This window comes from Leclercia sp. W17 (assembly GCF_003336325.1).
Lineage (GTDB): Bacteria > Pseudomonadota > Gammaproteobacteria > Enterobacterales > Enterobacteriaceae > Enterobacter.
On record NZ_CP031101.1, the window covers coordinates 2,762,132 to 2,774,765 of the forward strand.

Annotated in this window: 13 protein-coding genes; 8 read left to right on the forward strand and 5 right to left on the reverse strand. The window is 56.2% G+C overall.

Features of this window, described 5'->3' with window-relative positions; all coding sequences use genetic code 11:
• Positions 1 to 48 precede the first annotated feature (48 nt).
• Positions 49 to 1,173 carry an anhydro-N-acetylmuramic acid kinase gene (gene anmK, locus DVA44_RS13610; RefSeq protein WP_114387262.1) on the reverse strand — a complete coding sequence of 375 codons (1,125 nt, stop codon included), beginning with the start codon at positions 1,171 to 1,173 and terminating at the stop codon, positions 49 to 51.
• Positions 1,174 to 1,458: 285 nt separating this feature from the next.
• On the opposite strand from anmK, the gene slyB reads away from it, so the two are divergent.
• Complete coding sequence (slyB, locus tag DVA44_RS13615) at positions 1,459 to 1,926, forward strand: outer membrane lipoprotein SlyB (RefSeq protein ID WP_103179374.1); 468 nt, start codon at positions 1,459 to 1,461, stop codon at positions 1,924 to 1,926.
• A 186-nt stretch (positions 1,927 to 2,112) separates the two neighbouring features.
• A complete protein-coding gene (locus DVA44_RS13620; RefSeq protein ID WP_114388426.1) occupies positions 2,113 to 3,471 on the forward strand; it encodes a GGDEF domain-containing protein in 1,359 nt (452 codons plus the stop codon).
• Between the two features lie 36 nt (positions 3,472 to 3,507).
• On the opposite strand, the gene slyA is transcribed toward DVA44_RS13620, so the two are convergent.
• A complete protein-coding gene (slyA, locus tag DVA44_RS13625) occupies positions 3,508 to 3,948 on the reverse strand; it encodes a transcriptional regulator SlyA (RefSeq protein ID WP_114387263.1) in 441 nt (146 codons plus the stop codon).
• A 187-nt stretch (positions 3,949 to 4,135) separates the two neighbouring features.
• Between slyA and DVA44_RS13630 the strand changes: the two genes are divergently transcribed.
• Genes DVA44_RS13630 through DVA44_RS13640 form a run of 3 tightly spaced genes read left to right on the forward strand, consistent with a single transcriptional unit; the run spans position 4,136 to position 7,268 of the window.
• Positions 4,136 to 4,372: a DUF1656 domain-containing protein gene (locus DVA44_RS13630; protein ID WP_103823914.1), complete on the forward strand. Its 237-nt coding sequence runs from the start codon at positions 4,136 to 4,138 to the stop codon at positions 4,370 to 4,372.
• A 2-nt stretch (positions 4,373 to 4,374) separates the two neighbouring features.
• Positions 4,375 to 5,238, forward strand: coding sequence for an HlyD family secretion protein (locus DVA44_RS13635; protein WP_114387264.1), 864 nt, complete (start codon positions 4,375 to 4,377; stop codon positions 5,236 to 5,238).
• Positions 5,235 to 7,268: an FUSC family protein gene (locus tag DVA44_RS13640; RefSeq protein WP_114387265.1), complete on the forward strand. Its 2,034-nt coding sequence runs from the start codon at positions 5,235 to 5,237 to the stop codon at positions 7,266 to 7,268. Before DVA44_RS13635 ends, DVA44_RS13640 begins: the two co-directional genes overlap by 4 nt.
• Here DVA44_RS13640 and sodC read toward each other — a convergent pair.
• From sodC to DVA44_RS13655, 3 genes are all read right to left on the reverse strand, one after another.
• A complete protein-coding gene (sodC, locus tag DVA44_RS13645) occupies positions 7,247 to 7,765 on the reverse strand; it encodes a superoxide dismutase [Cu-Zn] SodC (RefSeq protein WP_103179368.1) in 519 nt (172 codons plus the stop codon). The genes DVA44_RS13640 and sodC overlap by 22 nt on opposite strands.
• Before the next feature lie 80 nt (positions 7,766 to 7,845).
• On the reverse strand, positions 7,846 to 8,742 hold the full coding sequence (locus DVA44_RS13650; RefSeq protein WP_114387266.1) for an aldo/keto reductase family oxidoreductase: 897 nt from the start codon (positions 8,740 to 8,742) through the stop codon (positions 7,846 to 7,848).
• Between the two features lie 49 nt (positions 8,743 to 8,791).
• On the reverse strand, positions 8,792 to 9,031 hold the full coding sequence (locus DVA44_RS13655) for a DUF1289 domain-containing protein (RefSeq protein WP_103179366.1): 240 nt from the start codon (positions 9,029 to 9,031) through the stop codon (positions 8,792 to 8,794).
• 147 nt (positions 9,032 to 9,178) lie between these two features.
• Between DVA44_RS13655 and eptA the strand changes: the two genes are divergently transcribed.
• From eptA to DVA44_RS13670, 3 genes are read left to right on the forward strand one after another with little or no spacing between them, the layout of a single operon-like run.
• The gene (eptA, locus tag DVA44_RS13660; protein WP_114387267.1) at positions 9,179 to 10,807 is read left to right on the forward strand and encodes a phosphoethanolamine transferase EptA; all 1,629 of its coding nucleotides are present in this window, start codon (positions 9,179 to 9,181) and stop codon (positions 10,805 to 10,807) included.
• A gap of 38 nt (positions 10,808 to 10,845) precedes the next feature.
• Complete coding sequence (locus DVA44_RS13665) at positions 10,846 to 11,445, forward strand: TetR/AcrR family transcriptional regulator (protein WP_103179364.1); 600 nt, start codon at positions 10,846 to 10,848, stop codon at positions 11,443 to 11,445.
• A gap of 53 nt (positions 11,446 to 11,498) precedes the next feature.
• Complete coding sequence (locus DVA44_RS13670) at positions 11,499 to 12,596, forward strand: alkene reductase (RefSeq protein ID WP_114387268.1); 1,098 nt, start codon at positions 11,499 to 11,501, stop codon at positions 12,594 to 12,596.
• The last annotated feature ends 38 nt before the right edge of the window (positions 12,597 to 12,634 follow it).

Below are 12,634 nucleotides of genomic sequence, written 5' to 3' on the forward strand. Positions count from 1 at the left end.
CCGTTTTTTCGGCTATTCTCACCCACACCAGGCTTAAGTGAAATTCGGTTAACTCTGATTTTGCCGCGGATTCGCTGGAAAAACAGCACCTAACACGCTCGCTTCGCGCGCCCCGGTTACCGAGGGTAAGTTCCCCGGCAGGCCTGCCACCGTGCGCCACGCCAGCCAGGCAAAGGCCAGCGCCTCCATGTCATCGCCGCTGATCCCGGCCTTGTCGGTGGTGGTCACCTCCGTGCCCGGCAACAGACCGGCGAGACGGGTCATCACCAGTGGGTTACGGCTGCCACCGCCGCACACCAGCAACCGCTCGCAGCCCCCGCTCAACAGCACCTGTTCCGACACTGAAACGGCAGTAAGCTCTGCCAGCGTGGCCTGTACATCCTCAGGCGCCAGGCCCGGGAAGTTCGCCAGCTGACGCTCAAGCCAGCCGTAGTTGAAGTATTCGCGTCCGGTGCTTTTCGGCGCCGGTGCGGCAAAATAGGGATCGCAGAGCATGCTTTGCAGCAGCGGGATAATGACTTTACCGCTGCAGGCCCACTGAGCGTCTTTATCGTAGGCTTTACCCGCCTGACGCCAGATCCAGGCGTCCATCAGCATATTTCCCGGCCCGGTGTCGAACCCGCGTACCGGCTGGCCTGGGATCAATAAAGAAAGATTGGCGATGCCGCCGATATTGAGCACCATGCGGCGCTCCGTCGGATGCGCCAGCAGGGCATGGTGGAACGCGGGAACCAGCGGGGCGCCCTGCCCGCCGAGGGCCATGTCGCGGCGGCGGAAATCCCCCACAACAGTCACGCCGGTTTTGGCGACGATCTGGTTGTTATCGCCTATCTGCAAGGTATGCGGCGCGTCGCCGCCAGGCTCATGCCAGACGGTTTGCCCGTGACAGCCGATCGCCACCACATCCTGCGGACGCAGATTCTCCTGCTTCATCAGCGCCAGCACCGCATCGCCGAACAGGCGTCCGAGCTGCGTATCAAGCTGTCCCAGCTGCGACAGCGTCAGCTGTTGGCCCTGACAGATATTCAGGATCGCCTGTTTTGTCTCCTGGGGAATAGGCCAGCTAAGGCTTGCCTGCTGGGCAACCATATTCTCGTCTATTGCCGCCAGGACGACATCCACACCATCCAGACTGGTTCCTGACATTACGCCAATGTAGCGACCCGATTTCATCCGTTTTCCTTAATCCGTTTGGGCTGATAACTCACTCCACCATAAACCGATTATCAATGCTACGGCGGACTCATACTTTTTAACAATAGCTGTTGCTGGGCGTCATTCCAGGAATAATCCGTATCGCCTGCAGGGTGACATCGTCGCTTGTATAGCTATGGTTGAGTGAGAATCGAGTACCATTCTAATTGTGTTTGAGCAAATATAGGATTTATGGCACCCGATGCCATATAATTTAGCCATAACGGATGCTCAACGAGCGTTTTTGGTGAACAGGAGATTCAAATGATTTTACGTGTACTGGCCGTTTCGCTGGTTGGATTCACTCTGGCTGGCTGTGTTAATGACAACTCCCTTTCCGGGGATGTTTACAGTGCCTCTGAGGCGAAACAGGTTCAGAATGTCACTTACGGCACCATCGTGAACGCGCGCCCGGTACAGATTCAGGGTGGTGATGAGAACAACGTGATCGGCGCACTTGGCGGTGCGGTACTGGGTGGCTTCCTCGGTAACACCGTGGGTGGCGGCACTGGCCGCTCCCTGGCAACCGCGGCGGGTGCCGTAGCCGGTGGTGTTGCGGGTCAGGGCGTCCAGGGTGCGATGAACAAATCCCAGGGCGTTGAGTTAGAGATCCGCAAGGATGACGGCAGCACCATTATGGTGGTCCAGAAACAGGGCAACACCCGGTTTGCTGCTGGTCAACGTGTGGTACTGGCCAGCAACGGCAGCCAGGTCACCGTCTCCCCTCGTTAATAACCTTATGGGCGTGGTCATCTCACCACGCCCTATTCCATTAAGTATCACCCCCACAAATATATTCACCAGATACATTCACGCCGCTTATATTTAATTTTCATACTGCTTGTTCCTGCGCAAAGTATTCCATCTGTGCATATGAGACCATTCGCAAATCCTTTTTCCTCTTTATTTAAAAAATATATGCTTGCGATAAATCATTATATTAAGAACAAGTATGTGCAGTTCTTTTTGGGCTGCTTTATTGTCATCGGGATTTTACACTCTCTCTTTTTTGGCGTGGTTGAAAAGACTGCATCATTTTCACCGCTTCTTTTTCCCATGCTCACCATATTTTTGTTGGTATTTCACCTGTTTATTGCCTGTTTTATGGTAATGAAATACTGGTGCGACAGAATGCGTTTATATCTGATGTGCTTTGCATTCGCCTTTATCGGCTCCGCTCTGTTGATGGTGGGCACGCTCTCCAGCTTCCCGGCGTGGCTGGATATCTATCGGTACAGTGTCATTAACTATAACGACGCCATGATTTACTTTACGTTCCGTCATCTGTTGATGGGCGTACTGTTTATCGTTGCGGCTGTGCTGTATGCAATCCGTAACCGGCCGCTGTCACGGATTTTCCATCTTTCTGTCATTACAGGCATGTTTATATTTACGGCTCTGATATTGATACTGGCCTGGCTCTACTCCAGCAACGTTGCGTTATTATCATTACATTTGGTCGACAACGAAACCCGGCAATATCTGTTGCTGTGGAAACGGCCCATTAACATTACGCTCATCACGCTCTGGGTTATTGCATTAGCCGCGCTGCTGCGTACCACGCGGGTACGCAATCTGTTCTGGATTGGCGGTAATTTCTTATGCCTCTGTTATATCGCCACGCTAGCCATGTTGTTTTTGGGCGGACAGGCAGAAGATATCTCGTGGTATCGCGCACGGTTATTTGAGGCTGTCGCCACGCTGCTGATTATGTTTGTCCTGCTGTACGACGTATTTAATCTTTATCGTGAATCGCATCTGAAGTATCAACAGTCTTACCAGAATTCCATTCGCGATCCGCTGACACGGCTCTACAACCGCAGCTATTTTTATGATGCCCTGAACCACGCCCTTCGTACGGTAAAATCGACGGAGCCGGTCTCGGTTATCGTCAGCGATCTCGATCGTTTTAAGCGTATCAACGACTGCTACGGGCATCTGCAGGGGGATAAAGTGTTGCAGTTTGTCGCTCAGCTGCTGAAAGATTCCGTCCGGCCACAGGACGTTGCAGCGCGCATCGGAGGAGAAGAGTTTGTCCTGCTGTTAACCCATACTCCCCCTGAAGCGGCGCGCCAGGTTGCGGAGCGGATACGCTTAAAACTGAGCAGCTTCGATAAAGCCAGCTCCGACGGACAACTTCCCGAGCCCATCACCATAAGTATGGGCGTGTTTACCGCCACAGGGAAAATCAGCGCTGAAGAGTGCGTCGAACATGCAGATAAGGCGATGTACGAGGCGAAGGAGAGCGGGCGTAACCGGGTGGTCGTGTTCCAGTAAAGAAAAAGCCTTGCGTTCGCAAGGCTTTTTTGAAGGTTAGTCGCGGGACTGTAGCTCATTGATATTGTGCTCAAGCCGGGCTACCAGCGAGATCAGCAGTTCCAGTTCGGCGGGCGTGATCCCGGAGAGGATTTCACCGCGCGTTTTACTGATCACCGCCTCCATCTCTTTGATGATGGGGGTGGCTTTCTCTGTGAGTTTAATCCGCTTGGCACGACGATCGCTGGCGCAGGTCTGGCGTGAGATCAGCCCCTTCTCTTCCAGTTGATCGAGCGTACGTACCAGTGATGGCTGCTCGATGCCAATCGCTTTTGCCAGTTGGATCTGTGACTGGTCGGGTGGCAGCTGATGGATGTTATGCAGCGTGACCCAATGCGTCTGTGTCAATTCCAGAGGTTTCAGGCGATGGTCAATCAGAGCACGCCAGATGCGTACTAACCTTGCCAGATCAGAACCTAGTGGCGATTCCAATTTCATCTCCTTATAATTAGCTTGCTAAGTTATTATACTGATTTTAGGATAGTGTGCAGCATTTATATTGCCAAAACAAATGCAATACTGCATACATCCTTGATGAGAGTCTGATTTACACTTTGTTGTGACGCCTCAGCGCGTTATGCGGCCGCGCTTTTTGGCCACTCCCCATTTGCAAAGGAACCGGCACGTGACGTTCACGCTTAACGCCTCGGGGTTACCGCTTCAGGATCTGATAGTAGGTGCCTCGGTTTACTTTCCCCCTCTGTTCAAAGCGGTGATGCTGGGTTTTATTCTCTGGCTTGTCACCCACCGCTTGCTGCGCGACTGGATCTATTCCGGTGAAATCTGGCACCCCATGCTGATGGATCTTTCGCTGTTCGTCCTTGCAGTTTGCCTGGGACTGGTTCTGCTCATTGTGTGGTGACTATGCTTATGAAAACAATCAAATATTTTTCATCATTACTGGTTCTGGCCGTGGCGATCATCGCCGGATGGTGGCTATGGAATTATTATATGCAGTCCCCCTGGACCCGGGATGGAAAGGTGCGCGCCGAACAGGTCAGCGTGACGCCCCAGGTCTCCGGCACCATTACCACCCTGCACGTTAAGGATAACCAGTTTGTCCATGCGGGAGAGGTGCTCTTCAGAATTGATGAAACCCCTTTCCATATTGCGGTGCTCAACGCCGAGGCGCAGCTGGCTAAAGCCCAGTCCGATCTGGCGAAAGCGAACAATGAAGCAAACCGACGTCGCCATCTGTCGCGAAACTATATTTCTGCTGAAGATCTGGATACCGCCAATATCAACGTCAAGGCGATGCAGGCCAACGTAGCGGTGGCTGAAGCCACGCTAAAACAGGCGCAGTGGCAATTGATTCAGACGGTGGTTAAAGCGCCGGTAGACGGCTGGGTCACCAATCTCTCTACCCGGGTAGGCGATTACGCCACCACCGGCCAGCCGGTATTTGCGCTGGTCGACAGCCACTCCTTTTACGTGGTGGGCTATTTTGAAGAGACCAAGCTCCGGCATATCCGCGAAGGCGCACCGGCGCAGATCGTACTCTACAGCAGTTCGCAACAGTTACAGGGTCACGTATCGAGTATTGGTCGGGCTATCTACGATCAGAGCGTGGAGACCGATTCAGGACTGGTGCCCGACGTGAAACCCAATATTCCCTGGGTGCGGCTGGCGCAGCGCATCCCGGTGCGCATCAGTTTTGACAAGCTGCCGTCTGACCTGACGCTGGTCTCCGGCACGACCTGCACCGTCTCTGTGGGAACCGCCCGGTGAACCTGCCCGCTTTCTCCTGGCGCAACCTGCCGTGGATAAAAGCAACTCCGGCGCAGTGGCGCTATGCCCTGCGCAACGGGATAGCGATGTGCCTGGCCCTCACCGTCGCCTACTGTCTTAACCTCGACGAACCCTACTGGGCGATGACCTCGGCGGCGGTGGTCAGCTTCCCGACCGTTGGCGGTGTGATCAGTAAAAGCCTTGGCCGCGTGGCGGGCAGCCTGCTCGGCGCCACCGCAGCGCTGATTATTGCCGGTCATACGCTTAACGACCCGTGGCTATTTCTGTTCAGCATGGCGGCCTGGCTGGCGCTTTGCACCTGGGCCTGCGCCCATTTCACCAATAACGTCGCCTATGCCTTCCAGCTGGCAGGATACACCGCGGCAATCATCGCCTTTCCGGTCATTGATATTCTCGACACCACCCAGCTGTGGGATATCGCCCAGGCCCGCGTCTGCGAGGTCATTATTGGCATCCTTAGCGGCGGGGTGATGATGATGATCCTGCCCAGCACCTCCGACGGCAAAGCCCTTATTACCGCGCTGAAAACCATGCACACCCGGCTGCTGGAGCACGCCAGCCTGCTGTGGCAGCCCGACAGTAACGATGCCATTCGCCTGGCCCACGAAAAGGTTATCGCCCAGATCCTGACCATGAACCTGCTGCGCATTCAGGCTTTCTGGAGCCACTACCGTTTTCGCCGCCAGAATGCCCTGCTCAATTATCTCCTCCACCAGCAGCTTCGGATGACCAGCGCCATCTCCAGTCTTCGCCGCATGCTGCTGAACTGGCCCAATCCGCCTGCCCAGACCCGGGAGGTCATTGACCAGCTGCTCGCCGCCCTTGCCCGGCCTGACGCCGATTTTTATACCGTGGCGCGGATCCTTGCTCCGCTGAGGCCAGGCAACGACGCGGATTACCGCCATCGTGCTTTCTGGCAGCGGCTACGCTATTTCTGCCGGCTTTATCTACAGAGCAGCCGCTGGATAAAAGCCGTTGAAACCGCGACGCCAATAACAGAGTTTATCGTTCCCCGCAGCCCGGCGCTGGCCCGGCATACCGATAATCTGGAAGCGCTGTGGAGCGGGTTTCGCACCTTCTGCGCTCTCAGTCTGGTGGGCGCCTGGACCATTACCGCCCAGTGGGAAGCCGGGGGAGCGGCCCTGACCCTGGCCGCGATCAGCAGCGTGCTCTATTCGGTGGCGGCTTCGCCCTTTAACTCGCTCACCCTGCTGCTGCGCACCCTGATCCTGCTCTCGCTCTTCAGCTTTGTGGTCAAGTTTGGCCTGATGGTGCAGATCTCGGACCTCTGGCTGTTCCTGCTGTTTCTCTTCCCGCTGCTGACCACCATGCAGCTGCTGAAGCAGCAGATGCCCGCCCTCGCCGGTCTGTGGGGCCAGCTTATTGTCTTTATGGGTTCATTTATTTCGGTGACCAACCCGCCGGTGTATGACTTTGCCGATTTTCTCAATGACAACCTGGCAAAAATTCTTGGTGTGGGGCTGACGTGGCTGGCCTTTGCGGTGCTGCGTCCGGGCTCCGATGCGCGTAAGAGCCGTCGTCACATTCGCGAATTGCGGCGCGGATTTGTCGATCAGCTGAGCCGCAGGCCGCGGCTCAGCGAGAATGGCTATGAATCGCTGGTCTATCACCATGTTAACCAGCTCAATAACAGTCAGGATGCGCTGGCGCGACGCTGGCTGCTGCGTTGGGGAGTGGTGCTGCTGAACTGCAGCCATGTGGTCTGGCAGTTACGGGACTGGGAGACGCGCTCGGATCCGCTGGCCCGGGTGCGCGACGTCGCCGTCTCACTACTGCGTGACATCATGAGCGAACGCGGCGTACAGCAGCGTCCCCTGACCGCCACGCTGGATGAGCTTCAGCGTATCTGTGACACTCTGTCGCATCATCCGCAGCCCGCCGGACAGGAGCTTGCGGCCCTGATCTGGCGGCTGCACTGTTCGCTATCCCAGCTGGAACAGGCACCCGCACCGGGCACCCTGAGCGATCAGATCACCCCGCAGGCGTAACGCTCCCCGCCACCGCCCAGAGGTTTAGGGTGATCCGACATATTATCCCCGCCGACATGAATCATCAGCGCTTTGCCTTTCACCTCATCCAGCTTTTTGAGGCGCGGGGCAACGACCGGGTCGGTCGCTTTACCGTCATTATTGACCACCAGCGCTGGCAGATCGCCTAAGTGGCCCATCCCCTCCGGCCCTTCATGTTTGCCGGTGTTATGGGGATCGAGGTGTCCACCCGCGGCCTCAGCGGCGGACGGTTTGCCATCTTTCATGGCCGGTTCGCAGGAACCTTTGGCGTGGACGTGATAACCGTGTTCGCCCGGAGGAAGGGCTTTAAGATCCGGGGAAAACTCAAGGCCTTTATCGGTTTCAGTGATGGTGACTGTCCCGATGGACTGGCCGATCCCCTGAGAGGTGACGAGGTTCATCTTTACTTCTTCGCTGGCAGCCTGCGCACCTGCACAAACCACCAGCGTCAACGCTGCCAGAGTAAATCGCTTCATATGACCTCCTTGGTTATTTTTTGCCCCTTAAGTTTATACCAGGGGCAACGTTTTAACCGGAAAGTCAGACAAATAGAGAATTACGGCACGTCGTAACCCAGCGCAGCTTTGCGGATGCGGAACCACTGCTGGCGGGTCATGTTCAGCTGCTCTGCTGCCAGCGCCGAACGTACACGCTCAATTTTGCCGGAACCGATGATCGGCAGCGGCTGGGATGGCAGACGTAAAATCCACGCATAGACCACCTGCTCGATGGTTTCGGCATTCAGCTCCTGGGCTACCTTCGCCAGCTCATCGCGCAGCGGCTGGAAAGCATCATCATTAAACAGGCGCCCACCGCCGAGGCAGGACCAGGCCATCGGGCGAATACGCAATTGCTGGAGCTGATCGAGGGTACCATCCAGCAGCAGCGGCTGATAAACCGGTGAAATTTCAACCTGGTTAGTCGCCAGGGTGAACGGCAGACGCGACTGCAGCAGGGCAAACTGGGCTGGCGTAAAGTTAGAGACGCCAAAATGGCGCACCTTGCCGCTCTGGTGCAGGGCGAGGAAGGCTTCGGCAACCTCATCGGCATCCATCAGCGGATCGGGACGGTGAATCAGCAGCAGGTCAAGGCGATCGGTCGCCAGATTCGTGAGGGACTGTTCTGCACTACGAATAATGTGGTCGCGGTCGGTAATGTAGTGGCCGAGGGCATGCTCCGCTTTCGCCGTGGTGGCGATACCGCATTTGGTAACGATCTCCATACGCTCACGCAGCGCGGGAGAGAGCTTCATCGCCTCGCCGAAGGCCGCTTCACACTGATAGCCGCCATAAATATCGGCGTGATCGACAGTGGTGATCCCCAGATCCAGATGCTCTTCAATAAAACCGGCCAGCTCTTGGGCGGACATGTTCCAGTCCATCAGACGCCAGTAGCCCATCACAAAACGAGAAAACTCCGGGCCCTGCGGGGCAAGGGTAATACGCTGAACCATAGCAATTTCCTTTAAAAAAAGTCTGGGGAGAGTATACGCGTTTGTGACGCTAAAAAAGTGAGGGCTGCTGAGGTTCTTCAGCTTCAGGGGGCTTGTTTGCGCGCAATTTGCGCAAAAGACGCTGACGGCACAGGCGCAGGATCTCCTGTTTCTGGGCATCGCTCATTGATTGCCAGTTAAAACGCTCTTCCCGGCTGCGCATACAGCCGCGACAAAACCCTCGCTCATCCGACTGGCAAATACCGCGGCACGGGCTCTGGACAGGAAAGAACTCCAGTTGTTCAGCCACACGCACCTCCCGAAACCCAAGATTCAGTAAAGTGAAGACCTTAAGCCGGGGTTACGCAAGAGGTCAACCACAGAATTGTGGCATTAAGGTTTCACTAATCTTCGCTCCCTATACTCGCCTCATCACTATTCTTGCTGGTTGACGATGATGCAGATGTTAAAAAAGTTACAGTGTAACGACACGCGATTTACGCTGGGCTGCGCGCTCCTGTTTACCCTGTTAAACGCCCTCTTTATTCACCGTAGCTGGCAGGTCATCGCCCCCGCCCGGCTGCATGATTTTGCCTTTGCCCTTACCGTGCCGCTGGTACTCTTCTGCGGATGGGTCATCGTCTTCAGCATTCTGAATATTCCCCTTATCCGTAAACCGCTGCTGGTGTTGCTCACCCTGGGATGCGCGGCGGCGACCTGGTTCATGTTTACCTACGGCGCGGTGATTGACCAGAATATGATGGTTAACGTCTTCGAGACCAACTCTCAGGAGGCCACGGCGCTCATCACCCCGCAGCTGATGCTGTGGCTGGCGATAGCCGGGCTGGTGCCAGCCGCCGTGCTGGCGCTGATTCGTATTCGTCCGGGTAAATGGTGGCAGACGCTGTTAATGCGCGTGGCGGCCATCCTCGCCAGCCTGGTGGTGATCCTTCTGGTGGCCGCGCTCTTTTACAAGGACTACGCCTCGCTGTTTCGCAATAACAAAGGCATCGTCAAAATGGTGACGCCAGCGAATTACGTCAGCGCCATTGTTAAGTACAGCAAGGCGCGCTGGTTTGCGGGCGACCAGACTCTCATCCGCCTCGGGGAAGACGCGCGTAAAGGCCCGGTGCTGCTGGCGCAGCAGAAAAAAACCGTGCTGGTGGTGGTGATTGGCGAGGCGTCCCGGGCTGAAAACTACTCCCTCAACGGTTACGGACGTGACACTAACCCTGAGCTGGAAAAGCAGGAGATGATCAACTTCCCGCAGGCCTCCTCCTGCGGCACTGAAACTGCCGTCTCCGTGCCGTGCATGTTCTCAGGAATGCCGCGCAAAAAATATGATGCCGATCTGGCCCATCATCAGGAAGGGTTGCTGGATGTGCTGGCCCACGCCGGGGTAAACCTGCTGTGGCGGGATAACGATGGCGGCTGTAAAGGGGCCTGTAATCGCATCCCGCATAGCGACATGACACAGTGGAAGCTGGATCAGTTCTGTAAGGATAAATCCTGTATTGATGACGTTAACCTCTATCGTCTGGATGAGACCCTGGATGGGCTTAAACAGGATACGGTACTGGTTATCCACCTGATGGGCAGCCACGGCCCGGCCTATTATCAGCGCTATCCGGCGCAGTACCGCAAATTTACGCCGACCTGTGACACTAACCAGATCCAGGACTGCGATCACCAGGCGCTGATGAACACCTACGACAATACCATCCTGTATACCGACAGCGTGGTAAGTAAAACTATCGACGCCCTGAAGGCGCGTCAGGCGACGATGAACACGGCGCTGGTTTATCTCTCCGATCACGGAGAATCGCTGGGGGAAAACGGTCTTTACCTGCACGGTACGCCGTACATGCTGGCGCCTTCGCAGCAGACGCACATTCCGTTTATGTTCTGGCTCTCGCAGGACTATAAAAAGAACTTTGGCGTGGATGCGCAGTGCCTGCGTAACCACGCCGCAAAAGAGGCGGTGTCGCAGGATAATCTCTTCTCCACGGTGCTGGGGATGATGAACATTCGCACCTCCGTCTATCAGCCGCAGATGGATCTGCTTACTGCCTGTCGTCGAACGTAAGGCTTGCAATAGACCGATTGGTCTATTACATTGTCGACATGAATAAGCACACTGAACACGATACACGCGAACATCTCCTTGCGACCGGCGAGCGTCTTTGCATGCACCGCGGGTTCACCGGGATGGGTCTGAGCGAGCTGCTGAAAACCGCCGATGTGCCGAAGGGGTCGTTTTATCACTACTTCCGCTCAAAAGAGGCGTTTGGCGTGGCGTTGCTGGAGCGGCATTACGCGGATTACCATCAGCGTCTGGCCAGCCATTTCGCCAGCGGTCAGGGCAATTATCGCGATCGTGTTCTGGCTTATTATCAGGAGACGCTGGCCCAGTTTTGTGCCCAGGGCATTATCAGCGGCTGTCTGACGGTAAAACTTTCTGCTGAAGTGTGCGATCTCTCGGAAGATATGCGCACGGCAATGGATAAAGGGGCCACGGGTGTCATCACCCTGCTGGCGCAGGCGCTGGCGAAGGGTCGCGAGGAGAAATCCCTGGCCTTCGTCGGGGAACCGCTCACCCAGGCGCAGGTGCTCTACTCCCTGTGGCTGGGGGCCAATCTGCAGGCCAAAATGTCCCGCAGCGCGCTGCCGCTTGAAAGCGCCCTGGATCATGTCAAAACCATTATTGCTACGCCTGGCAGTTAACAGGCGTTTTTATTTCGCAAATTACTAGACGACCGGTCTACTCAGGAGCCTTTATGTCAGCTGAAAAATTGTTTACCCCGCTTAAGGTGGGCGCGATCGAAGCACCAAACCGTGTGTTTATGGCGCCCCTCACCCGCCTGCGCAGCATTGAGCCGGGCGATATCCCAACGCCGCTGATGGGCGAATACTATCGCCAGCGCGTGAGCGCAGGACTGATCATCTCTGAAGCCACGCAAACTTCTGCTCAGGCGAAAGGTTATGCCGGCGCCCCTGGCCTGCACAGCCCGGAGCAGATCGCGGCGTGGAAGAAAATTACCGACGGCGTGCATGCTGAAGATGGCCGCATCGCGGTTCAGCTGTGGCACACTGGCCGTATCTCCCACAGCAGCATCCAGCCTGGCGGTCAGGCACCGGTGTCTGCCTCTGCGATCAATGCGGGTACCCGCACCTCACTGCGCGATGAGAATGGCAACGCCATCCGCGTTGACACCACCACGCCACGTGCGCTGGAGCTGGACGAGATCCCGGGGATCGTGAACGATTTCCGCCAGGCCGTCGCCAATGCTCGCGAAGCCGGTTTCGATCTGGTTGAACTGCACGGGGCCCACGGCTATCTGCTGCACCAGTTCCTGTCGCCTTCCTCTAACCAGCGTACTGACCAGTATGGCGGCAGCGTTGAGAATCGCGCCCGTCTGGTGCTTGAGGTGATTAATGCGGTTTCTGCAGAGTGGAGTGCGGATCGCATTGGTATTCGCATCTCGCCAATCGGTTCTTTCCAGAACGTGGATAACGGCCCGAACGAAGAAGCCGACGCGCTGTATCTGATCGAAGAGCTGGCAAAACGCGGCATCGCTTATCTGCACATGTCCGAGCCAGACTGGGCCGGCGGCGAGCCATACACCGATGCCTTCCGTCAGAAAGTGCGCGACCGTTTCCCGGGCGTGATCATCGGTGCCGGGGCTTATACACCGGAGAAAGCCGAAGATCTGATTAACAAAGGGCTGATCGATGCCGTGGCCTTTGGCCGCGCCTATATCGCCAACCCGGACCTGGTGGCTCGTCTGCAGCGCAAAGCCGAGCTGAACCCGCAGCGTCCGGAGAGCTTCTACGGCGGCGGCGCGGAAGGTTACACCGATTACCCCTCTTTATAAGCCCTCGCATTGATAGCGGCGACACTTCGCCGCTATAC

Excerpts from the sequence above, each read along its gene's own strand:
- slyA (WP_114387263.1), bottom strand. The coding sequence starts at position 3,948 with ATGAAATTGGAATCGCCACTAGGTTCTGATCTGGCAAGGTTAGTACGC.
- DVA44_RS13670 (WP_114387268.1), top strand. The coding sequence starts at position 11,499 with ATGTCAGCTGAAAAATTGTTTACCCCGCTTAAGGTGGGCGCGATCGAA.
- DVA44_RS13635 (WP_114387264.1), top strand. The coding sequence starts at position 4,375 with ATGCTTATGAAAACAATCAAATATTTTTCATCATTACTGGTTCTGGCC.
- DVA44_RS13620 (WP_114388426.1), top strand. The coding sequence starts at position 2,113 with ATGCTTGCGATAAATCATTATATTAAGAACAAGTATGTGCAGTTCTTT.
- anmK (WP_114387262.1), bottom strand. The coding sequence starts at position 1,173 with ATGAAATCGGGTCGCTACATTGGCGTAATGTCAGGAACCAGTCTGGAT.
- DVA44_RS13650 (WP_114387266.1), bottom strand. The coding sequence starts at position 8,742 with ATGGTTCAGCGTATTACCCTTGCCCCGCAGGGCCCGGAGTTTTCTCGT.
- eptA (WP_114387267.1), top strand. The coding sequence starts at position 9,179 with ATGCAGATGTTAAAAAAGTTACAGTGTAACGACACGCGATTTACGCTG.
- DVA44_RS13665 (WP_103179364.1), top strand. The coding sequence starts at position 10,846 with ATGAATAAGCACACTGAACACGATACACGCGAACATCTCCTTGCGACC.
- slyB (WP_103179374.1), top strand. The coding sequence starts at position 1,459 with ATGATTTTACGTGTACTGGCCGTTTCGCTGGTTGGATTCACTCTGGCT.
- sodC (WP_103179368.1), bottom strand. The coding sequence starts at position 7,765 with ATGAAGCGATTTACTCTGGCAGCGTTGACGCTGGTGGTTTGTGCAGGT.